The sequence below is a fragment of the Photobacterium rosenbergii genome, from assembly GCF_003026455.1.
Lineage (GTDB): Bacteria > Pseudomonadota > Gammaproteobacteria > Enterobacterales > Vibrionaceae > Photobacterium > Photobacterium rosenbergii.
In genome coordinates, this window is sequence record NZ_PYMB01000003.1 from 495,207 (window position 1) to 518,576 (window position 23,370).

Annotated in this window: 21 protein-coding genes; 12 read left to right on the forward strand and 9 right to left on the reverse strand. The window is 45.2% G+C overall.

The annotated features are described in order from the left end of the window. Positions 1 to 4: 4 nt before the first annotated feature. Genes cobT through C9J01_RS12110 form a run of 3 tightly spaced genes read right to left on the reverse strand, consistent with a single transcriptional unit; the run spans position 5 to position 4,230 of the window. A complete protein-coding gene (gene cobT, locus C9J01_RS12100) occupies positions 5 to 1,033 on the reverse strand; it encodes a nicotinate-nucleotide--dimethylbenzimidazole phosphoribosyltransferase (RefSeq protein ID WP_107298381.1) in 1,029 nt (342 codons plus the stop codon). A gap of 18 nt (positions 1,034 to 1,051) precedes the next feature. After that, positions 1,052 to 3,430, reverse strand: a complete 2,379-nt coding sequence (locus tag C9J01_RS12105) for a DNA polymerase II (protein WP_107298382.1) — start codon at positions 3,428 to 3,430, stop codon at positions 1,052 to 1,054. Between the two features lie 29 nt (positions 3,431 to 3,459). Next, the gene (locus C9J01_RS12110; protein ID WP_107298383.1) at positions 3,460 to 4,230 is read right to left on the reverse strand and encodes a hypothetical protein; all 771 of its coding nucleotides are present in this window, start codon (positions 4,228 to 4,230) and stop codon (positions 3,460 to 3,462) included. A 391-nt stretch (positions 4,231 to 4,621) separates the two neighbouring features. Between C9J01_RS12110 and C9J01_RS12115 the strand changes: the two genes are divergently transcribed. From C9J01_RS12115 to C9J01_RS12125, 3 genes are all read left to right on the forward strand, one after another. Further along, complete coding sequence (locus tag C9J01_RS12115) at positions 4,622 to 6,070, forward strand: EAL domain-containing protein (protein ID WP_158264531.1); 1,449 nt, start codon at positions 4,622 to 4,624, stop codon at positions 6,068 to 6,070. 48 nt (positions 6,071 to 6,118) lie between these two features. Then, the gene (gene efpL / locus C9J01_RS12120) at positions 6,119 to 6,688 is read left to right on the forward strand and encodes an elongation factor P-like protein EfpL (protein WP_107298385.1); all 570 of its coding nucleotides are present in this window, start codon (positions 6,119 to 6,121) and stop codon (positions 6,686 to 6,688) included. 142 nt (positions 6,689 to 6,830) lie between these two features. Further along, complete coding sequence (locus C9J01_RS12125) at positions 6,831 to 7,157, forward strand: HI1450 family dsDNA-mimic protein (protein ID WP_107298386.1); 327 nt, start codon at positions 6,831 to 6,833, stop codon at positions 7,155 to 7,157. Between the two features lie 70 nt (positions 7,158 to 7,227). On the opposite strand, the gene emrD is transcribed toward C9J01_RS12125, so the two are convergent. The 3 genes from emrD to C9J01_RS12140 all read right to left on the reverse strand — a co-directional run bounded on the left by emrD (position 7,228) and on the right by C9J01_RS12140 (position 10,083). After that, positions 7,228 to 8,409 (reverse strand): multidrug efflux MFS transporter EmrD, encoded by a 1,182-nt coding sequence (gene emrD / locus C9J01_RS12130; RefSeq protein WP_201797823.1) that lies wholly within the window; start codon positions 8,407 to 8,409, stop codon positions 7,228 to 7,230. 417 nt (positions 8,410 to 8,826) lie between these two features. Beyond that, a complete protein-coding gene (locus C9J01_RS12135; protein WP_107298387.1) occupies positions 8,827 to 9,426 on the reverse strand; it encodes a GTP cyclohydrolase II in 600 nt (199 codons plus the stop codon). A 309-nt stretch (positions 9,427 to 9,735) separates the two neighbouring features. Continuing rightward, entirely contained in the window at positions 9,736 to 10,083 is a 348-nt protein-coding gene (locus C9J01_RS12140; RefSeq protein ID WP_107298388.1) for a hypothetical protein, read from the reverse strand. A 208-nt stretch (positions 10,084 to 10,291) separates the two neighbouring features. Between C9J01_RS12140 and C9J01_RS12145 the strand changes: the two genes are divergently transcribed. Both C9J01_RS12145 and C9J01_RS12150 read left to right on the forward strand, forming a co-directional pair. Beyond that, the gene (locus C9J01_RS12145) at positions 10,292 to 11,821 is read left to right on the forward strand and encodes an EAL domain-containing protein (protein WP_107298389.1); all 1,530 of its coding nucleotides are present in this window, start codon (positions 10,292 to 10,294) and stop codon (positions 11,819 to 11,821) included. A 176-nt stretch (positions 11,822 to 11,997) separates the two neighbouring features. Continuing rightward, positions 11,998 to 12,903: a manganese-dependent inorganic pyrophosphatase gene (locus C9J01_RS12150; protein WP_107298390.1), complete on the forward strand. Its 906-nt coding sequence runs from the start codon at positions 11,998 to 12,000 to the stop codon at positions 12,901 to 12,903. 75 nt (positions 12,904 to 12,978) lie between these two features. On the opposite strand, the gene C9J01_RS12155 is transcribed toward C9J01_RS12150, so the two are convergent. After that, a complete protein-coding gene (locus C9J01_RS12155) occupies positions 12,979 to 14,193 on the reverse strand; it encodes a patatin-like phospholipase family protein (protein WP_107298391.1) in 1,215 nt (404 codons plus the stop codon). Between the two features lie 101 nt (positions 14,194 to 14,294). Next, entirely contained in the window at positions 14,295 to 14,384 is a 90-nt protein-coding gene (gene cydH, locus C9J01_RS30175) for a cytochrome bd-I oxidase subunit CydH (RefSeq protein ID WP_107298392.1), read from the reverse strand. A 139-nt stretch (positions 14,385 to 14,523) separates the two neighbouring features. Between cydH and C9J01_RS12165 the strand changes: the two genes are divergently transcribed. From C9J01_RS12165 to panP, 6 genes are all read left to right on the forward strand, one after another. Next, positions 14,524 to 15,117, forward strand: coding sequence for a hypothetical protein (locus tag C9J01_RS12165; RefSeq protein ID WP_237156947.1), 594 nt, complete (start codon positions 14,524 to 14,526; stop codon positions 15,115 to 15,117). Between the two features lie 408 nt (positions 15,118 to 15,525). Beyond that, the gene (locus tag C9J01_RS12170) at positions 15,526 to 17,013 is read left to right on the forward strand and encodes a sodium-dependent transporter (protein WP_107298393.1); all 1,488 of its coding nucleotides are present in this window, start codon (positions 15,526 to 15,528) and stop codon (positions 17,011 to 17,013) included. Continuing rightward, a complete protein-coding gene (locus tag C9J01_RS12175) occupies positions 17,010 to 17,105 on the forward strand; it encodes a MetS family NSS transporter small subunit (RefSeq protein WP_107298394.1) in 96 nt (31 codons plus the stop codon). Before C9J01_RS12170 ends, C9J01_RS12175 begins: the two co-directional genes overlap by 4 nt. 237 nt (positions 17,106 to 17,342) lie before the next feature. Next, on the forward strand, positions 17,343 to 17,855 hold the full coding sequence (locus tag C9J01_RS12180; protein WP_107298395.1) for a hypothetical protein: 513 nt from the start codon (positions 17,343 to 17,345) through the stop codon (positions 17,853 to 17,855). Between the two features lie 161 nt (positions 17,856 to 18,016). Continuing rightward, positions 18,017 to 19,009 carry a DUF2860 domain-containing protein gene (locus C9J01_RS12185; RefSeq protein ID WP_107298396.1) on the forward strand — a complete coding sequence of 331 codons (993 nt, stop codon included), beginning with the start codon at positions 18,017 to 18,019 and terminating at the stop codon, positions 19,007 to 19,009. Positions 19,010 to 19,083: 74 nt separating this feature from the next. Continuing rightward, positions 19,084 to 20,745 carry a pyridoxal-dependent aspartate 1-decarboxylase PanP gene (gene panP / locus C9J01_RS12190; protein WP_107298397.1) on the forward strand — a complete coding sequence of 554 codons (1,662 nt, stop codon included), beginning with the start codon at positions 19,084 to 19,086 and terminating at the stop codon, positions 20,743 to 20,745. A gap of 493 nt (positions 20,746 to 21,238) precedes the next feature. On the opposite strand, the gene torR is transcribed toward panP, so the two are convergent. Further along, positions 21,239 to 21,952: a two-component system response regulator TorR gene (gene torR / locus C9J01_RS12195; protein ID WP_107298398.1), complete on the reverse strand. Its 714-nt coding sequence runs from the start codon at positions 21,950 to 21,952 to the stop codon at positions 21,239 to 21,241. 201 nt (positions 21,953 to 22,153) lie between these two features. Here torR and torC point away from each other — a divergent pair, with 201 nt between their 5' ends. Continuing rightward, positions 22,154 to 23,320 carry a pentaheme c-type cytochrome TorC gene (gene torC / locus C9J01_RS12200; RefSeq protein WP_107298399.1) on the forward strand — a complete coding sequence of 389 codons (1,167 nt, stop codon included), beginning with the start codon at positions 22,154 to 22,156 and terminating at the stop codon, positions 23,318 to 23,320. Positions 23,321 to 23,370: the final 50 nt, after the last annotated feature.

Here is a 23,370-nt window from a genome sequence, read left to right on the forward strand (position 1 = left end):
GCTTTTATACGGTGACACCCGCTTCGGCGAAACTAGCCATATTGTTGTAAAACTCAGCCGCAGCTTTGAGCAAAGGAACGGCTAACACCGCACCGGTTCCCTCTCCAAGACGCATTGAAAGGTCCAACAACGGCTTTGCATCCAATCGCTCCAGAGCAATACGGTGGCCCGATTCATGAGATTGATGGGCAAAGATAAGGTAATCGCGGCAACGAGGATCAATTTGGTTTGCCAGCAATGCTGCCACCGTGACAATAAAGCCATCAACCAAAACAGGTATCCCTAGTTTCGCAGCCGCAAGGAAGCCACCTACCATTTGTACAATTTCAAACCCGCCCAGCTCGGCAAGCAATTCAACTGGCTCTGAGGTCGTACATCGGGCGACACCTTGGCTCACTAGGCGCTTTTTCTTCTCCAGTTGCTCGGTTGAAACGCCGGTACCATAGCCGACACAATGCTCGACGGGTTCACCCGTTGCTGCCGCCAATAGCGCCGCTGCACTGCTGGTATTACCGATCCCCATTTCGCCGAACATGATCAGGTTACAACCTTGGTTGATCACTCCTTCTACCACTCCCTGACCCAATGCCAAGCCTTGCTCTACTTGCTGCTTAGTCATGGCTGGCTCCACCGCAATGTTAGCCGTTCTCTCACCAAGGCGTTGCTTTACCAATAATGGTGAATCCTGCTCTACCGGTAATAAGATACCGCAATCAACCACCTTGATCGCCACATCATTGGCACGGCAGAAACAGTTAACTGCTGCGCCTCCGGCCAAAAAGTTCAGCACCATCTGCTGGGTTACCGCGCTCGGGGCAATACTCACCCCCTCCTCAGCGATACCGTGGTCGCCAGCGAAGACCAATACAGTAGGTTGTTCAATAGTGATTTTATCTACTGCCTGTGTTCTACCTTGGCTCTGAATTAAAGCTAACTGATGGGCAACACTTTCCAACTGGCCCAAGGCACCCAAAGGTTTGGTCTTTTGATCAATACGCTGTTGGATCTCAGCGCTAAAACGGGCGTCAAACATGCTATTTCCTTGCTGTACTTAAAATAATCCCAACTGCGGTGCAGTAATGTCATCAAAGTGCTTACCGATGAAAGGCAAGATCCCGTCAGCGACCGGCCGCAGTTGTTTATCAATGTAATGTTCGTAGTCAATTGGGCTTTGTTGCGCTTCAATAGGCTCCGGGCCATTGATGGTAATCACATACTCAATCCAACCGCCGTTCTGATATTGCAGCGGACGCCCCTGACGTTGGTTCATTTCATCGGCCATTCTTGCCGCCCTGACATGAGGAGGGACATTTTTCTGATACTCTGAGAGGTTACGGCGTAATCGCTTGCGATATACCAGCACCTCATCATATTTACCTGCCCGTGTTTCTTCTACATATTGTCGAACGTACTCTTCAACTTCCTGATCATGAAAGACACGATAGTAAAGGGTCTGCTGGAAGGTCTGAGCCAAACGCGTCCAGTCAGTCCTTACCGTTTCCAGACCCTTGTAGACCATTTCCTCTTCGCCATTGTTGATCACCAAACCCGCATAGCGCTTTTTGCTGCCCGTCTCCTGGCCTCGGATCGTTGGCATCAAGAACTTGTGGTAGTGCGTCTCGTATTCCAACTCCAGTGCTGATTCAACACTGTACTCATCACGCAAATGCTCAGTCCACCATTGGTTAATATAAGCCACCAGCGCATGACCGATTTCATCAGCTTTGTCGGCTGAATGGGCATGCTTTAGGGAGACAAACGTCGAGTCGGTATCGCCATAAATGACCTCGTAACCTTTAGCTTCGATCAATTCACGGGTCATTTTCATGATCTCATGTCCCCGCATGGTGATCGAAGAGGCCAAGCGATGATCAAAGAACCGGCATCCCGAAGATCCCAGGACACCATAAAACGAGTTCATGATAATCTTGATTGCCTGAGAGAACGCTTTTTCACCATCACGCTTGGCTTGATCCCTCGCCGCCCAAAGTGATTCGATCATTTTTGGTAGAAAATGCTTGGTACGGTGAAAACGACCGCCCCTAAAACCGGCAATCGCTTGCCCGTCCTCTTTGCCTTCTTCTTGTAGCAAGCCTTCGACCAAACCCAGTGGGTCGATACGGAAAGTACGAATAATAGAGGGATACAGTGATTTGAAATCCAGTACCAATACCGATTCGTATAAGCCTGGCTTGGAGTCCATTACGTAACCGCCCGGGCTGGCTATCCAATTTTCGCTGTCCAAACTTGGGGCAACATAGCCGGCACGGTGAAGCTGTGGCAAATACAAATTGGTAAAGGCCGCCACCGAACCGCCTACCCTATCTAGCTCCACTCCTGTCAGACAACTTCTCTCGATGGCAAAATCGAGCAAGTGGGTATGGTCAAAGATGCGTGACACTAACTTACAGTCTTGTAGGTTGTACTTGGCGAGCGAGACTTTATCTTCACGAAACATCTGGTTGATTTCAGCCATCCGGTCGTGAACATTGTTGATCTCCTTTCCTTCACCGAGCAGCTCGCGTGATACTGATTCCAGAGACCAAGAGCGGAAATTGTAGGTAGCAGTTTTTAGCGTATCGATACCATCCAATACCACCCTACCAGGAATGGAAATAAACCCTTGGTTAGGGTTCTGGCTAGACTGACGCCAATGAGGCGGCTGCTTTCCCCTCCCCATCCTCAGTGTGATGGCATTCCATTCAGCGCGTTTAAGCAACAGGCGGAAATCAAAATCAATGACATTCCAACCGATAACAATGTCGGGATCAAACTCGAGGAACCATGCTTCCAAGGCAAGCAACAAGTCTTTCTCGGAGTCTACCCACTGGATCCAGTCATGAGTTGCTTGATCGCAAGACGCATCACCGACCATGATGACCCGGCTATCTTTATGACAATGCAGCCCAACAGAATAGAGTACCCCTTTCTCTGAACACTCTATGTCCAACGACACAACAGAAAGCTGGGGTTTATACTCTGCGGTTTTGGCTTTAACCTGATGGTATTCTTCAAAACCAGATCTCTCGACACGTTCGCCTGTGAAGGCGATACCTCCACAGATAAACCTCTCCATTAGAAAACGGTCAGCCAAGCGAATATCAGATTCAAAGGCTTCTATACCCGCAGCCGCAAGTACCTGAGGTAGTTGGAGGCTATCTTTTATGGAATGGCTATAACAAGCGACCATAACGTCATGCTGAAAGTTTTTCAGGGTCAGTGACTTGCATTCGACGCGGATACCGGCCTTGTGGAGCTCAGCTTGCACTGATGCTTGGTCTTGCTGGCGGATAAAGCACACGGGTTTATCATTGCTCACCACCAACCTCGCAGGCCCGCTCTCGGTGCTCACCCAAAGGACAATTTCTGTTTGGCCGCGTACATCACGGCTTTGCCTTGTTAATACAAAGCCTTTTGACTGAGTTTGCAAAAAAACCTCATTTACTTACTGGTAAACGCTTAACCAATCTTACGTTCAATCTTATCAAATTCAGAGACGATCCACTGTCCAAAGCCATTGATCATAAAAAGCACTGCTTTTTTGGGTACTTGCTGACCCGAATCAAGAAGAAACAAGCGCTCAATCGACACTTCGTGTTGGGGGTAATACAAGAGAAATTGCTGTGCAGCTTGCTCCAGTGATAAGGCTAGCTTTCCAGAGCGATGGAAGACCAGAGAATAGCAAGACCAAATCATCTTTTTAGCGACCTCCTGACAGAAGCCCAAATAATGAGATACAACCCGGGTGGCCATGATTTTTCGACGATAATCATTCAGTTGATCCACCAAATCATCATTCATTGCTTTGCCAATATCCCAACTCGGTTCGAAGCAACCAAAACGACTAGAAAGATCATCGCCATAAACACACGTACAGCAATGTTTAAGCCAGAACCCCCACTTGAAAATCATTGCAATATCAAGTACCTCCCGCTTCAAAATGATAGTCATATTGATCGCTGTTACTTGCGGATACTGACTTTCAACTCGGCTAGTGATGCTAGTTAGTATCGCTTGTTCAGACACTTCAAGCGGCTTTGACACCACCATAGTCACATTCAAATCTGAACGTCCGGGAAGAGCCTCAAGTCGTGCAACACTGCCTGCTATATAAAGGCTATGTAGTCCTGAAAAGCAATGCTTGAGCTGATACACCAATTCATCAACAACTACATCGAATGCAGGTTGAAGTGATGGCGGAGAAGCGAAAGCAGGTAAAGCACGAGTCACAGGTTTTCCTCTTAGTATAAAGCTGCAGTGATCTAAAAATACGTCAAATCACTTTTCTACAGATTATACCAAAACATACCCTTTCATTATCTATACCGAACACTAAGCGAGCAATTAATGTACAGCTCATGCCAGATAATTGGCAAGTATATAAATCAAAGCGACAATATAATGACCACGCTAAAAAATGTTCATAAAGCGACACATTTCCATGTAATTGCTCATGAAACTATTATAGTATTCGCGTACTTTTTCGCTTCCACTCAATATAATGAATATAAAGAATCAGTTTTTTATTTTTATTTGCATGATATTCATAGGCTTAGTTACATTCTTTGCCTACATTAATGCGTATGCGCTTGAAAAGTCAGAGTACACGGCGAAAGTATTAATGTCATCAATAGATGCTGAAATCACCACAATCGAAAAACAATTAAACACCATAACCAAGCTATATCCAGATTGTAGTGAAGATAGTCAACAAGCTCTTGAAAACATAACACTAAATAATAGTGTTCTTAATGAGGTTATCTTCATAAGAAGCCACTCTGTAATATGCAGTGACCGCAGTACAACGCTAACCAAGGAAGAAGTCGCTGATTTAGAAATAGCAAATCTAGAACCCGATGAGCATTATGCTATATATAAAATACATGATAAAAAGAATGGGAAAACTGCTATTTTCTTTATGATGTATGTAGACTCGGGTTGGTATCAAATACGTTTTGAAAAAAACTATTTAGAGCTGTGGTTAAAAGAGATATCCAGCCATCATGAAGTGTATTCCTACATTTACGATAAACATCGTAAATACTTTGCTAACATTGACGATGTTAATTCCCGGGAGTCCATATTTTATAAAACGATGAGGGAATCCTCTCGTTACCCTGTGGGAATTTCTGTCGGCTATACCAAACCGCTATTGTTTAATCTTATTTGGACCTTTTTACCAACGGGTATCTTATTAATTGTCGCCAATGCGTTCGGGATAACACTCCTTGTCCATTGCTTTTTCTTTAAGCGGGTTCCTTTGTATGCGGAAATTCAAAAAGGTATCCACAACAAAGAGTTTTACGCCGAATACCAACCTATCGTGTCTGCACAAACTGGCCAGTGGATCGGCGCAGAGCTACTCGTTAGATGGCTTCACCCGAAAAAAAGAAAAGTCATGCCAGATGAGTTTATTCCGGCCGCTGAAAAGTCAGCGCAGATAAATGAGATTACACTTCAACTGATTGAGCAAGCTGCCCAAGAAAAGGCGAAGATGGTGATGATAGATAGCCCTTTCTATTTATCAATCAATGTAACAGCCTCTATGATTGCGTCCCCTACCTTTGTTGGTTCGGTTGTCGAACTGCTAAAGCGCTACCCGTTATTGCAAGATGGGGTTGTCATGGAGTTCTCCGAACGTGAGAACTTTTCAAATACTGATGTCTCACAGTTACAAAACGGCATGCAGGCTTTACGTGATCACGGAATAAAATGGGCACTCGACGACTTTGGGACAGGCTACGCCGGACTGTCAACGCTACAGGCTTTGAGCTTTGATATTATTAAAATTGACCGTGCCTTTGTTGCCGCTTCCGTCACCGACTCGGTGACCCACTCTATTCTCGGCAATATCGCTCAAATTGGCCATACGCTAAATTGCCAATTAATCGCTGAGGGTGTTGAAACCCAGGAGCAAGCACAGCATGTGAAGTCACTGAAGATTCAAAGCTGCCAAGGTTTCTTCTACGCGAGGCCTATGCCGTTTGAACGTTTTTTAGCTAAATTCAAAATACATTCAACACCTGCATCAGAAGTCAGTCATTCTGTGCAGGAAATTGTTGGTGTTTAGCGATAACCGTGATAATTTTCGATTTTTACCAACAGAAAGATATAGTCCATGCCAAGAGCTAGTGAAATTAAGAAAGGTTTTGTCATTGTTACCGGCGGTAAAACGTTGTTAGTCAAAGATATTGAAGTTACAACACCTGGCGGCCGTGGCGGTACAAAAATCTACAAAATGCGTTGTACCGATCTAGCAACAGGTCACCGCGTTGACGAGCGTCTAAAAGCAGACGACGTTGTAGATACTGTTGAGATGACAAAGCACCCTGTGGCTTACTCATACGCAGATGGCGAAAACATTATCTTCATGGATACAGAAAACTTCGATCAGTACACCTTCAGCGCTGAAGAAATTGCTGATGAAATGCTGTTTATCACTGAAGAAACCCAAGGCCTACACGTTATCCTAGTGAATGAGAAAGCTGCTGGCCTAGAGCTTCCATCTGCCGTTGAGCTGGTTATTGAAGAAACTGACCCATCAATCAAAGGTGCTTCAGCTTCTGCCCGTACTAAGCCAGCACGTTTTGCTACTGGCCTAACAGTACAAGTGCCTGAGTACATTTCTACCGGTGAGAAAGTCAAAGTCAACGTTCAAGAACGTAAGTTCATGGGCCGCGCTGACTAATATTTCGGTACACAGCCAATTTTATAAGGGAAGCATCTGCTTCCCTTTTTTATTGCTCAAATTAGCCAAAACAGCTGAAACTTGCACCTTCATATTGCTTGGGTATACTTCAGTTTCAATTAACAAATGACAGATAGAGTTCATGGACACACCAAACCTAATTTCTTACGACGACGTTATCGATGCTGCCTACGATATTTTCCTAGAGATGGCTGCTGATAACCTCGAGCCTGCCGACGTCTTGCTATTCACGATGCAATTCGACGAGCGCGGTGCTGCAGAACTGGTTGAAACAAAAGATGACTGGGCTGAGCACGTTGGCTTTGACGTTGACAAAGAAGTGTATGCCGAGGTGCGCGTTGGTCTGGTAAATGAAGAAAATGACGAGTTGGACGATGTCTTTGCCCGTCTTCTTGTAAGCCGTGATCCTGACAACAAGTTCTGCCACATCTTGTGGAAGCGAGACTAAGCCAGAGCAAAGTTTAGAGAATTGAAAAGGCGGAGCCCATTAATGGCTCCGCCTTTTTCTTTGGCGTTAACTACACCAGAACCGGAGTATCATGGCGGTTACTATGGCGTACCCAAAGCAAACTCAGAACAACCAAAATAGCCATCACTGTCATTACAGCACCTAAGCTGTACTGATCTTCTGCTCGCATCATGGAAGCTGCCAGTGTTGCCAAACCTGCACCGAGGTTCTGCAGCCCACCTAACACAGCACCTGCAGTTCCGGCATGATGCGGAAACGGCTGGATAGCTGCCGTCGTTGCTGCAGGAAACAGTACCCCAGCACCAATGAAGTAGACAAAAGCACCTCCAATCAAAGAGCTAACCGTTACCAAACCAGCCATACCCGGGATGAAAATAGCCAATGCACCTGCAATGATTGCCAGCATACCCAAATACATGACACGGGTATTGCCAAGTTGCTTAGCCAGCACTGCTGACAACCAAGAGCCTGCCAAATAGCCCGGTAAAGGTAGGATAAACAGGATACTTACCGTTTTGGGGTCCAGCTTAAGCACACTCCCTAACAATACACCTGCCGCTGCTTCGAAAACGGCGATACCTGCGAAAGTAGCAATAAGGCACAGAACGTACCCCTGAAACCGGCGGTTACCAAGTACATAACGGTAACTGACCCATACACGTTCATTGCGGCGGTTCTCTTTCGGCAGTGTTTCATCAAACTTGAACATCATTGCAATGGTGACTAGCGTACCGAAGATCAATAAGAACCAGTAGCTTGCCTGCCATTCAAACGCTGAAGAAAGATAACCACCCAGCACAGGCGCGATCAAGGGTGAGAAAATCACACCCATGCTCACCAAACTGTTAGCGCGATGAAGCTGATCGCCGTCAAAGCAATCACGGGTCACTGTACGGCACATTGCCCCACTACAGCCCGTACCCATCCCTTGGACGAAAGTAGCAACGAGGAACCACTCAAAGCTTGGTGCAAACAGTGCTGCCAGTGAGCCCACTAAGAAAATGACCATACCAATAATGATCACTGGCCTACGGCCTACCCTGTCTGACAAAGGACCATAGATAAACTGCGACAAACCATATGGAATCAAATATGCCGCCATCACCGCCTGTAAATATGCCGATTTAACCGAGAAAAAATCCGACATCGCCGGAATAGAAGGCACATACATTGTTTGGGTCATCTGACCCACAGCTGCAAGAATGATTATTAGAAATAACAACCTTGCCATGCTTGAAGAAGTTGATTGCTGTTTCACAGCCAATATCCTCATGACAGAAAAATATTTTGGGAAACTGCGCCATCTTTGATAAATTTCATTAACAAATAAAACTTAATGCTATTTTTTGGAATTAGCGCGGGATATATACTCGAGGAGTTAAGGTAAATTAGATTCAACTCCTAATTTGATGATCGGAATCTTATAGCTGAACTCTAATCAAGGCAAGCAGTTAGCAATGCTTGCTGCACGATTGTTTATTATCAATTGCATTAGAAAAAGTAATGAAAAATCGAAATGTTTTACCTGCTGGTTTTCTATCCATTGTTAACTAGCAAGGCTATCACCCCTTCTCGAGTGAATAAAATGCCAAATTTTAAGCAAAAAAAACCCTGCATTAGCAGGGTTTAGAAATCATTGATTTTTAGGTTAATCAAAGTGGAAACGGTGCTTACCGTGGGCCGCTTTGGTTTTTAGGTAATTTTCATTACCATCTTTAAGATGCGCCTTGGTACCCACGACTTCACTGATCACAATACCTAGAGCTTCAAGCTCTCGAATCTTTTTCGGATTATTAGTGATCAAGCGAATTTCTTTCAAGCCTAATGCCGTTAACATATAAGCCGCTTCAGAGAAGTCACGCAGGTCATCACCAAATCCAAGGTGGTTATTCGCTTCATAGGTATTCATGCCCTGGCTTTGCAGCTCATAAGCATCAATCTTGTTATAAAGGCCGATCCCGCGACCTTCTTGGCGCAAATACAGCAGTACCCCGCCCTGCTCACCCATCTTTTCGATGGTCTCATCTAACTGTTCACCACAATCACAACGAGAAGAATGGAAAACATCACCTGTTAGACATTCAGAATGCATACGCACAAGTGGTGGTATAGAACGCTGATCGGCATTTTGGAAAATGACAGCGACATGTTCTTTGCCAGACTCTAACCCGTTAAATGAAAGCAGTTCAGCAGGAATATCGCTTCTTTGACCGACTTTAAAAGGCACGCGGGCCCTTACTTTAACCATGTTGTTCCTAAGTACTTCTACAGCCAAACCAGTAGCAGCAATCAACTCGATATGAGCCTAACGGTTAAGGCTAGAGGCTTACTGTTTGACTGACTATTCTTTACACAACACCCAGCGGTGGAATACTCGATAGTAAAGCTATCGCTAAGGCATTACTCTATTACTCGGGTTGATAGCCCATAATGATATCTAAAATTATCGCACTAAAACAGCATAAAGGCACAGGTTGCTGGTTATCAGAGCAATATTGGCCTCACCCCATAGGTGATGTTATAACATAACATAAAATAAGGTAAAACCATAAATTTCTTACGGATTAGATGACGTAAAGCCGTAGAAAGCTATTAACTTTCGGCTTTGGAATAGGCTAATCGACACCAAGGTAAAGCACACCACACCGGCCATAATAATAGACATCCGTAACCAGTCGTCCCCCATCATCAAGCGCACATTAACCATGTCGTATGTCACCTGCAGCCATTTCAGCGCGACAAGACCCAAGCTCAACGACATTACATAGGGTATCCATCGATGACGTATTAACAGCAATAAAGGATAAACGAGTAAAATAATACAAGGCAGCATGGCACCAAAGCGTAAGAAGTGTGCGGCAAGCAACCAGAAACTCATAACAATAGGGACAATTCGAAAGAACATAATACGCCTCCATTAAGAGGTATAATGTATACACCTTTAGTGTCTATTTATAAAGCTATATCTATACTCTCAGTAGGTTAATGATGGCTTAGAAAGCATATAAGCATTTAGGTGCAATTTTTTTCACTCACTCAATACATTCACGCTGTAATATCTAATTGAGTTATGTTTCAATAGCGGCCTTTTTGACCGACTCGATACTGATTAGATGGACAAGACTCTTTGGCTGCGCTGGCGATATCCTATCCTAGTTTTTTTTCTGGGTGCGATAGCTATTGTTTATTCGTCACAACCTATCAGCCTTGTATTGTTCAAACATGAAGTTGAGAAACGGCTTGAGAATATCCACCTCTTCTATCAAGAGAGATACCTCAACCTCGGCCAAGAATTAGTTGAACTGGCAAAGGAACTCCGATACACATGTAACCAACATGATATTGCTTTGCTGCGTGATACCATTGAGCAATCATCAGGTATCCAGTTGCTAGAACTGCAAACCCCTACAGGGGATTGTTCCGTTTATGGTAAGAATGTTCGATTAATTAAAGATTTCGATGACAGCTCTGCCAGTATCCACCACGAAAACGACTTGTTCAACTACAGTGTCAGCCCCTATCACAACCATCGCCTGAAGGTTCAATATAGGCTTCCTGATGCAAAATTAACCCTGATCACAGAACCGGTACAGAACGTCTTTACCCAAAGTGAAGTGTGCTTTGGCTGCACGGCTATGACACTAGGCCGTGACGGTGAAGAAATCGATGTATTCCCAAGACTCGATAAAAAGCAATATACCCATATAGCGAGCAAATATTTCGGGCCAAACTACGCATTCAACGTTTATGCGACGGAAAGTGGCATTACTTACGTTACCGAAAGTGACTTGTTCATCACCCAACTGTTGCTCTTCTTTATGCTGTTATCAGCCTGCCTGATGATCGGGCTGTACCGCACCCCGGAGCGAACCCTAAAAGAGATGATCAGCTATGGCCTGATGAAAAAAGAATTTATCCCCTACTACCAACCCATCGTTGATAGCACAACCGGAGCCATAACGTGTTGTGAAGTGTTGATCCGCTGGCAACGCTCTGACGGTGAGCTAATTTCTCCTAATCAGTTTATCCCAATTGCTGAACACAATGGCCAAATAAAGCTGCTTACCAACTATATCATTGAGCATGTCATCGATCAGTTTGAAGGTGAGCTCATTGCTGACAGTCAATTTTATATCAGTATTAACGTCACCCCGCAGCAGTTGGAAGACGATGAATTTCTCAGTACCACAATCAATTTACTCAAGCAAAGAAATGTACCTGCTCACAGACTAGCATTCGAAGTGACAGAGCGGATCCCGTTTAGCGATCTGGCTAAAGCCAGGCGCATCATCCAGCACCTAACTGACTTCGGTATCTCCATAAAGCTCGATGATGCCGGAACGGGTTATGGCGGATTTAGTTACCTGCAGAACCTGCCAATTGATACGCTAAAGATCGACAAAATGTTCGTCGATACCATAGGCACCAATGACATAAAGTCTAATATTCTTGACTCCATTATCCTATTTGCTAAGCACGCAGGCTTAAAAGTCATTGCCGAAGGTGTGGAAACCAAAGCACAGGTGGATTATTTGCATCAAAGGGAGATCTACTTGATGCAAGGCTATCATTACGCCAAACCAATGCCGTTCAATGAATTTAAGCAGTATTTACAACAAGATCTGATGATATCGAAGCGCTAAATTAGCTGCGATATTAATCAACCAAACATTTTTTGCGCAACTTCAATTGTTATTTCTGACAGAAACTCTAAAATTGCGCGGTTACATTCCTAAAGCACCTGCCACTGAGCAGGTCCAGGATAAATTAATTAGTCTTGCTGCTTACTAGCAGTGATTGACGCAGTAAAGGAAACGACATGATTCAAGTAGTTGGTCACAAAAACCCTGATAGCGATAGCATCTGTTCAGCACTTGTTGGTGCTGCTCTTCTTAAAGCTCGTGGCGTTGAAGCTAAAGCTGTTCGTCAAGGTGAAATTAACCGCGAAACTCAGCACATCCTAGCAACTGCAGGCGTAGATCAGCCTGAAATGTGCACTGGCGTTGCTGGTGAGAAAGTTTGGCTTGTTGACTACACTGACTTGGCACAAGCACCAGACGACATCGCAGAAGCTGAAATCGTAGGTATTGTTGACCACCACCGCCTAGGCGACGTGATGACAGTTAACCCACTTGAAGCATGGATTTGGCCTGTTGGTTGTACTTGTACCATCATGTTCAACCTATTCAAGATGGAAAACGTAGAGATCACTCGCGAATTGGCTACGCTAATGATGTCTGCAATCCTGAGCGATACTGTTGGCTTCGCTTCTCCAACTTGTACTCAAAAAGACAAAGATGCTGTTGCTGAGCTAGCTCCGCTTGCTGGCGTTGAAGATCTTGACCAGTTCATCAAAGATCTTCTGATTGCAAAAACTGACATCCAAGGCCTATCTGCAGCTGAGCTTGTAGAGAAAGACCTAAAAGCTTACCCGTTCAAAGAGCGTAATGTTGTTGTTGGTCAGATCGAGCTTGCGACTCTAGAGCAAGTTGAAGACATGATCGCAGATCTTGAAGCAGATCTTCAGCGTCGTTGTGACGAAGAAGGCCTAGCAATGGCTGCTCTGATGCTAACTGACATCACCACCAGCACTACCCGCCTTCTATACAAAGGTGAGTGGAACGAAGTGCTAGATGCACACGCTAAAGACGGCATGCTAATGATGGAAAACACCCTTAGCCGTAAGAAGCAAGGTTGGCCATGGCTACAGCAAGTACTTGCTTAATCGCCAGTACTTCTGCCAATGAAAAAAGGAACGCATCAGCGTTCCTTTTTTATTACAAGCTCTCTTACAAACCGATTATTTACTACGTTTTACCGCTGAAGTTTCATTAAGAATGTCGGCAAAATGCGAGACAAACTCACGGCCAATGAGTTTCCCCTCACGGTAGTCTATTTCCAAATCATCCTTACTGCTCAGCAATGCCCTGCTCTTGAGGCTTTTTTCCGGCGCGATCTGGATAATCTGAAGGCCTTCCGGGGGTGACAACATAAACTCATGAGCACCTTGGTATGTGGAGTAGTAGCGGTTTAGCATATCGATCACCTCTAGACGCTTACTATTACCAGTAAGCGCCAAGAACCGCTCGATATTATCTGCCGAAAGTAAACTCCACCCTTTCCCTTTGCTCTCGATTGTCTGCTCACGATCGGCTTCTAGTTGCTCTGGCGATGCTAACGGATCTTTATCTCGCCAGTTTGATTTCCAGCCCTCAAACTTCGTCGTCAGTTCACCGTGGAGAGATTTCACTTTATCTAGAGACTGATTAAGGCTCAGGCGCTCAATATACTCAGGCAGTGCCGTTTCTACTTTGCTGCGCCAATCATCGAAGCGGCGACCTTCACTACCCGGCAGCAATACTGGCTCGGTTCTGACGACTATCACCAAATCAGCCCCTCGCTGCCACGCCTCCTTGACGGGAACTGCGGCACTAACGCCACCATCAACCCATTCCAAGTCATCAATATTGACCGGTAAATTATAAATTACAGGTATCGCACACGATGCACGAAGTACTTCGCACCAGTTATCTTGATACATCGGCATATAGATATCTTGCAGGGTATCCTTTCGCGTTGCACAAGCTAACGCCGTGCGATGCTTTAGCACATCACGAGCCTTCAAGACATCAAGCGGAATGGCGCCATGTGACCGGACCTCTTCCAGGGCCCAGTCAAGGTTCATTGATTTCTGTTGGCTCAAATACTTATAGAGGTTGAAAAACTCATTGTCAGTGGTGTAGTTAACAATGAATTCATATCCAAAGCGAGGCTGGCGGCTAATAAAGGAGGACAGGTTGAGTGCGCCGGCAGAAGTGCCGATGTAGAGTTCGAAGGGATCAAAGCCACTTTCCAAAAAAGCATCAAAAACGCCAGCTGTAAAAATACCGCGCTGCCCGCCTCCCTGTACAACAAGCGCTATTTTTTTCTGTTTCGCATTCAGTAGCTGGCGCGAAAAGTTGTTAATTAAAGGTAAATCGAATGCCTTAAGGCTAAACGGTAAATGGTTTGTCATACCCCTGACTCACAAACTACAAAAATCCATCCCGGCCAGTATACCTTCCTTAGTTTGATAAAACTTTAATATCAACGACAAAATTTTGCTATATTAATAACTTACGCAGTAACTGAAACGAGACCAAAGCCCATAATGACGGTCATAGTGATGATTGCTGTTAACACAGCGTACTTAAATTCAGATTCCATAATAATTCCCTACTCCATTTGGGCGCTTAACAAACTGTTAACTCTATTTTAGGGAGAGTTCAAGATTCTGGCTAATGAAAAAGCAATAATTTAAGAAAGCTGTCACACTAAACATTATATTTGCGCTATGGATAATGGTATGAAAACTGGACATTTGTTTATCATTGCCGTGGGATTAATAACGGCATCGCACTCAGCTACGGCCAACACTATCTATGTCACGCCTTATGTTGGATATACTTTTTCAAATGGCATTACTGATGATAACGGCATCGAAATAGAGCCAGAAAGTGACCCGCATTATGCCATCAGTATTGAAACCGATTTAGACCAAGGCCGTGTCGGCCTGTTTGTCAGCCACCAGCCCACTGACTACGAGACTTTCTCAAACTCCGGCTCACTCACGTACGTACATTTTCAAAGCTCATTACGTTTCGATACGTTTACACACTTTGATACCTACCTAGGTGCAAGCATTGGTACGACCATTATTGATGCTGACTGGAGCGACAAAGATATGGTGTTCTCTGGGGGCTTTTTAGGTGGTGTTGAGTACAAATTTACACCAAACTTCTCAGTGCTGCTTGAGGGGCGTTGGTTGGCCAACCTAATGGATGGTGATACCACAACTATCTGTAACCTGCCTGAAGGTAACCAAACTTGTAGTATCAGAGTCGACTCCGAATGGCTAACCCAATTCCAAACTAATCTTGGCTTTACCTTCTCATTCTAAGTATCTCGGCATCAGTTCGGCTTCATATCCGATATCGTATTCCGCACATTAGCCTCCAGCGCTAATGTGTGGAAAAACTGATTTTCTGCCATTATCCAGAGATTACCGTTAAGTTTGTAAAATAATATTTCCCTCCAAGCATTTTCCATCTCGGTAGTTTTTTCCCACCTCTTCGCAGAAGATCACAGTTTTCTTGTCTGGAATCCAAAGCAAAACCAACAATTAACAACTAGCCAATTATATATTTACAACCCTACTCTCTATTGCTTTACATATTTACTCTAGTTAATCTCGTCCCATCAGCGTGGTCTTACCTTTCAATTCACACGCTAAGTATAGATATTAATTGGAATAATTCTCTGACCAATCCTATTCCTATAGTGATTTGCAGTACATAAGGAGATGTATATGAAACGAGAACAATGGGGCTCTCGCGCAGGGTTTATCCTTGCTGCAGTTGGCTCTGCAATTGGCCTAGGAAACATTTGGCGTTTCCCGTATATGGCTTACGAAAATGGTGGTGGCGCCTTTTTTATCCCTTACCTTTTTGCCATGCTCACCGCCGGTATCCCGTTTATGATCATGGAGTTCAGCCTTGGCCATAAACTACGCGGTGCCGCGCCAAGGGCTTTCTCCAAGCTGGGTATGAAGTTCGAATGGCTAGGTTGGTTCCAGGTATTTATCGCAGCCATTATCGCTGTTTACTATGTTGCGATTATCGGCTGGGCAATTTCCTACCTAAGTTACTCATTCACTCAAAGTTGGGGGAGCGACACCAATGGTTTCTTCTTCGGTGAATACCTCAAGCTGGGTGACAACACACCAAGTCAGCTAGGCAGCCTGCAAAGCCATATTGCCATTCCGATGGCTATTGCATGGGCGATTACCTTTGCCGCTGTCTTTACTGGCGTCAAAGGCGGTATTGAACGCGCCAGTAAAATCATGATGCCTCTATTGTTTATCATGGTGGTTGCACTGATTGGACGCGTAATCTTCCTACCGGGTGCTCTGGATGGCCTGAACTACCTATTCCAGCCAGATTTCAGCAAGATTATGGATGCCAAGGTATGGTCAGCAGCTTATGGTCAGATCTTCTTCACCTTGAGTGTGGGTTTCGCCATCATGATTGCTTACTCAAGCTACTTGCCTGAGAAATCTGATATCAACAACAACGCTTTCATGACGGTACTGATCAACTGTGGCTTCTCTATCACCGCAGGTGTATTGATTTTCGGCGTGTTGGGGTACATGGCACAAGAGCAGGCCAAACCGATCACAGAAGTTGTTTCAGCAGGTGTGGGCTTAGCATTCGTCACTATCCCGGCCGCTATCAACTTGCTACCGGCTCCGTTTATCCTTGGCCCACTATTCTTCTTGGCACTGGTTGTTGCAGGTCTTAGCTCGCACATTTCAATTATCGAAGCGGTAACCTCTGCCATCATCGATAAGCTGAAGATCACCCGTAAGCTTGCGGCCTCTTTGGTATGCGGTATCGGCTTCATTGTATCCATGGCCTTTGCCACCAATGGCGGCCTACTGTTGCTAGATTTGGTTGATTACTTCATTAACAACGTTGCACTGCTGGCCAGCTGCTTGGTTGAGCTAGTGGTTATTGCATGGCTGCTTAAAGTGTCTGACATCCGTAGCTATGTAAACAGCATCTCGGAATTCAGCATCGGAAAATGGTTTGAAATCTGTATCCGCTTCCTGAGCCCGGCAATGCTAGCGGTTATCCTAGGTACTAACCTTGTGAACACCTTCAATGATGGCTACGGCGGCTATGAAGCCTCTGATCTACTGATGCTAGGTTGGGGTCTGGTTGCAGCAATGTTTGTTGTTGCCGTTATCATCAATGTTTCGTCAAAACCACAGCTTCAGCAGGAGGCAAAACTATGACCACTGGTGCGATTATTATGATGCTTTTCGGCTTGGGCATTACATGGGGTGGCGCAGCGTACTGCATCTCTGTGGCAATGAAGAAGCAATAGACAAAGGCTAAGCAATCAAAAAGGAGGCATTTCGCCTCCTTTTTTTGTTCCGAGGAAGCAGTAAATATGTTAACAATGATGCATTCCCATAAAGAATTCTTTTCCTTATGGCAATCAGATAGCTACAATCGGATGTCATATGATGGCAAATGAAAAACAACAGCTTAAAAATAGAGCAAGCTATCAGATCAGATTTATCTGTTGAGCCCAATGAAAATAAAGAATCAAGGATTTGAAATGAAGTTAGCAGCATTAGTACTCTCAGCGGCACTCATCCCTTCTGTCACTTTGGCTTCTTCATCCAGTTGCGAAAGTGATAAATACCACCAATACATTGACGCTTCGCTCAACTGGTATGAAAACCTCGTCGAACTGGCCGTAGAGAAAGAACCTAATCTCAAAGATGTGGGGGATTGGTTTCTAGAAGGACGTAAACACCATTTCGAACTCAATCGCGATGCCTTCGATTGGTATCTTGCCAATGACAAAGAAAAGCTCGCCCTATCCCTACCTGTTGAGTCTTGGCTAAATCTCACTCAGCAGGATGTCAAAGCCCTATCTGAGCAAGACTCAGAATTAGGCAAAGCGGCAAAACTGGCTTTTGATGACCGCCAAAGCAAGCCACACCCGCAAAACTACGCATTACGCAGTGCTTTTGCTGAACTGTTAACCCATCCGGGCAACATTGAAAAACCACTCAATGCCTATAACGAAAAAATGGCTGCGATTGCTGAAATGGAATGTAAGTAATCGCACTGAAAGTGGCTCAATATAAATTTTATATAAATTGGGCTACTTTCTTATTTTTTTCAATTGCATACCTCAATTGATTCATAGAAGATTAACGGTTTTTTGCTACAGTCAATCCACCCTTTTTCGCCATGAATCCCTTTGATTAGGAAGGACCCAAGATGACAAAACGGTACGCTAACGCATTATGCATTCTTCTCCCAGCGGCTTGTTTATCCACACAAGCGCTAGCCAACCAGCCACAGCCTTGGTCTGCCGGTTTCAATGCTGATATCTCTGTGTTAGCTGGATACACCCAAAGCACCTCTCCCTTTAACACGGATGGGAGCAGTACCATATCTGACTTTGGCAAAGCAGATAGTGAGAGCAATTTTCTGGTTGCCCCTCTGGGCACTATCAGTTACACCACCCAAGATTTGAATAACCAAATCTATTTCGGTACCAGCCGCTCCGATCTAGCGTTTGGCCGCTTCCACCTAGAACTGGGCTACAAACGCAAGTTAGAAGATAACAGTACGTTAGTCTTCAGTTATGTTCCCGGCCTTATTTCAAGTGAAACCTGGCAAGACCCATATTTGCGTGATCAGCCTCGTGCAAAAACAGACAGCAAAATAAAAGGGCTACGTTTCCAATACAACCAGATCTTGGGAAGCAACTTTTCTCTTGAGTTGTCCGGTGGTAATCAAGATATTGATGATGAGAAAAGCGGACAATCTTACAACTCTGAGACTCAAAAATTACTCAATCGTCAATCAGATATTTACTTTGCTGAGCTAACCCACTTCCAACCATTGAGCCGAACCCAATTCTTGCGTACTGCACTTAACTACACCCGTAATAATGCAGACGGAGACGCAATGGCCAGCGACGGTTACGGCGCAGAGATTGGTATCGTTCAGGCAATCAACAAAGCTAGCTTCGCCCTAACCTTCAGTTATAGCTATGTTGACTTCGATGAACAAAACCCTATTTTCACCCGTACCCAACAAGATGACCGCTGGGGCGTGTTCCTAGCATCACAATACAACGAGCCTATGGGCTGGGAAAACTGGAACCTAGTCTCGCTAATAGGCTATAACCAAAGTAACTCAAACATCACTTTTTATGATGAAGAGAGCTTACTATTTACAGTGGGTATGAATTACCGTTTCTAATTTTTTTCGACAGCGGCGGCAAATTGCATTAAATTAGCTGCAATTTGCCGAATAGTTACAAGTTATTAATCGTTATGGCAGTAGTGGATAACAAAAAAGCCGATGCTACCCAAGAGTCGCTGCATCGCATTTTTACAGTGCCGGAAGCACCCGAATCGACCCTAGGTCGAATCGAAAAAGAGATTTCAGAGAACCTCAATGCGTTCTTACAAACGCATATTGCTGCCCGCGAAAAGCCTTTGGCAGAAATCGAGAAGGACTTCTTGTCCGCCGATATTCCCGAGGCTCCGAGCTTTGTTTCTGATCATACCCATTTCCTTTTGGACAAGCTGGTCGCACAGTCCGTGCATACCTCTGCGCCGACGTTTATCGGTCATATGACATCAGCCCTGCCCTACTTCTTGATGCCGCTGTCCAAGATCATGATAGGTTTGAACCAGAACCTAGTTAAGATCGAGACCTCCAAAGCGTTCACACCGTTGGAACGTCAAGTATTAGGCATGCTGCATAACCTAATTTACAGCGAGGATGATGCCTTCTACCAACAGTGGATGCACAGTGCCAACCACTCCCTTGGGGCATTTTGCTCTGGCGGTACTATTGCAAACATCACCGCCCTCTGGGTAGCGCGAAATAGCGCCCTCAAGCCGGATGGTGACTTTAGAGGTGTCGCGCAGGAAGGCCTGTTCAAAGCCATGAAGCATTATGGCTATGAAGATTTGGTTGTGCTGGTTTCCGAACGAGGTCATTACTCGCTTAAGAAAGCCGCAGATGTCTTGGGGCTTGGTAGGGATTGCCTGATCCCTATCAAAACCGACAGCCAGAACCGTGTTCGGGTTGATGAGATGCGCAGCAAGCTTGAAGAGCTCAAGCAAAACAATATCAAAGCCTTTGCCATTGTCGGCGTAGCCGGCACAACGGAAACCGGTAATATTGACCCTCTTGAGGAGTTGGCTGATTTGGCTCAGGAATATGACTGCCATTTCCATGTCGATGCCGCTTGGGGTGGTGCGACGCTGATGTCGAACACCTATCGCCCACTGCTAAAAGGGATCGAGCGTGCAGACTCTGTCACCATTGATGCCCATAAGCAGCTATATGTGCCAATGGGTGCCGGTATGGTCATCTTCAAAAACCCAGCCCTGATGACGGCTATCGAGCATCATGCCGAGTATATTCTGCGTAAAGGCTCCAAAGACCTTGGTAGCCATACTCTGGAAGGCTCACGAAGCGGTATGGCGATGCTGTTATATGCCAGCCTTAATATTATTAGCCGCCCGGGCTATGAAATGCTGATCAACACCAGTATCGAAAAGGCCAAGTACTTTGCCTCTTTGATTGATCAAAATCCAGATTTTGAGCTGATTTCAGAGCCTGAACTGTGCTTGCTGACCTATCGCTATGCGCCAGCTCGTACGCAAGAAGCCTTGCGCCTTGCCGATCCGGCTCAACGTGAAGAGTTGTTGGCTGCCCTTGATGATATGACCAAATTCATCCAGAAGCGCCAGCGTGAATCTGGTAAGTCGTTTGTATCTCGTACCCGTATTACGCCAGAGGCATGGGACCGCAGGCTAACGACCGTTTTCCGCGTAGTCCTTGCCAACCCGCTAACCACAGAGCAGATCCTCAAAGACGTACTGGATGAGCAAAAAGACATAGCCAAGCAGAGCTTGATCAGCTTCCCTAAAATCAACATGCTCACCGAGAGTATTCTCAATCAGCAAGTCGCACTCTGAATGCACTCGCAACGAATAAATGTATGATTGCAAAGCCTGGCGAAAGTCAGGCTTTTTTACTTCAATGACCCCTTCTCGCAGTATATGCCTTAAAAGCCGATTTCATATTTCTTCACAGCCTGCTTCAAAAGCCACCAGCCGCCACAAAATAATTTACACCAAGCACTTAACTGCTTGAATAAACACCGCCGCAAAGCTTAAATACTAACCAAACAGTCATTTCATCTAATACCAACGGCCAATCTAGAACTCTGATTCACATACAAATAAACCCAAAATGCGCAACCAAGTTTTAACTTTTAACCATTAAATATAAAATAACGGGTGAATGTCTTATTATTGAGACTCTTCTAACTATTCATAACGCGTAACAAAAATTGATCTAAATCAACAAGAGTGCCGGTAAAAGCGATCAAAAAAGGCCGATACCCTATGGATATCGGCCTATTTATTACAAATTATTTCAGCGCATCAGTACATCAATGCCGGGTTATCAGTCACCCGCAAACATGTAACCTTCACCATGAACCGTAACAAAAATCTGCGGGTTTTTCGGGTCAACTTCCATCTTTGAACGCATGCGTCGGATAAGTACGTCGATAGTACGGTCATTCGGCGCTTCTACCCGGTGACTGAGCATATTGAGGATGCGCTCGCGGCTAAGCACAACATTCGGGTGGGAAGAGAATGCTACCAGCAATTCATACTCAGCTTTGGTCAATTTAACCGGCACACCGTTATGAGTCAGCGCGCGCTTATTAATATCAAATTGCCAATCCCCAAAGCGGATAATGCTGTCTTCCTGCATCTCAACAATGGTTTCATCACGTGCTTTTTCGACAAGAGAGATACGCCACAGCAGGTTTTTGACCCTTACTAAAAGCTCACGCAATTCAAAAGGTTTTGTCACGTAGTCATCGGCACCCATCTCCAAGCCGACAATACGATCAATGCTGTCTGTACGCCCTGTAACCAGGATGATACCCACTTCTGAACGGCTTCTCAGTTCACGCGTCAGCATCAGGCCATCTTCGCCAGGAAGGTTAATATCGAGCATGACCAGATCGATCTTTTCACTGGCCATGACTTCGCGCATTTGGGCGCCACTTTCGGCCTGACTGACTTTATATCCCTCGTTCTCAAAGTACCCAACCAATTTGGTACGGGTAACAATTTCATCCTCTACTACAAGTACGTGATGACTCATTTCTTTCTCTTTATGTCTTATTTACTGTTCTATAAAACGTTAGCACAGGAGGCAGCTATTCACAATTTGTCATAATCCCGCAAATCCTGTTCACTGCCGCCATTAACCTTATTCACATCGTGGAATTAAGATTACCTCATAAAAATTTATACGTCACCGTAGTTTACGGCAGACATTCATTCTAAATTGGAATCTTCCACTATGAAAAAACTTTGGCAAATGTTGACTAAGCCTAGCAGCAAGTATTCGATTCTTGCGCTGGTCTTGGTTGGTATTGGTATCACTTTGGCGGGTGTTGTGACCGTTCATAAGAGTTTTGAATTCGCATCTACAACAGAATTCTGTACTTCTTGCCACACAATGGAACAGAACTACGAAGAGTACAAACAAAGCATCCACTTCAAAAATGCCTCTGGTGTTCGTGCCGAGTGTGTAGACTGTCACCAGCCAAAAGATTTGCCAGGCAAGGTTCAGCGTAAACTTGGCGCATGGAAAGACGTATACAACCACTTCATCACCAAGAAGATCGATACCCCGGAGAAACTGGAAGAGCATCGTCTAGAACTGGCGACGGCTGTTTGGGATCGCATGAAGAGCCAGAACTCCAAAACCTGTAAGAGCTGTCACTCTTACGATGCAATGGATCACAGCAAGCAGTCTGCACAAGCCGCTTTCGAAATGAACAAGGCCGCCGCAGAAGACATGAACTGTATCGAGTGTCATAAAGGTATTGCCCACGAACTGCCAAACATGGCTGGCGGCTTCCAGAAAGACTTCGAAGAGCTTCAGGCAACAGCTAGCTCTCAAGGTGCGGTAGCTGAGACTCTATATTCACTTAGCGAGAAAAATATCTTTGCCGTTGCTGATGCAAACAGCACAGTATCAGGCAGCCTACTACCTGCTTCAGAAGTGACTGTCCTAGAGCGCGACGGTGACATGATGAAAGTGAAGATTGATGGCTGGCTAGAGAAAGAAGGTCGTGGCCGAGTTCTGACTGAATACATGGGTAAACGTGTATTCAAAGCAACAATCCGTGGCGAAGTGAAAGAGTCAGAGCAGCTTATCGAAGAGCAAACAGACGCATCGACCAACATTGTATGGCAGCACGTTTCTGTTGAAGGCTGGATCACCAAAGATGACATGATTGATGACATCCAACCTATCTGGAACTACGCAGAGGGCATGTACGGTTCAACCTGTACGGCTTGTCACGCAGCACCGGCACCTGGCCATTTTACTGCAAACGGTTGGATCTCAAGCCTAAACGGCATGAGCGCGTACTACCGTCTAAGCAAAACTGAAGAGCGCACCCTTCTGAAGTACCTTCAGAACCACGGTAGTGACACCGGCGGCGCTGGCGCACATTAATTCCTAATTAGCAGAGGGGAAGCCCCACTTCCCCTCCCAAGCAAAAGAAT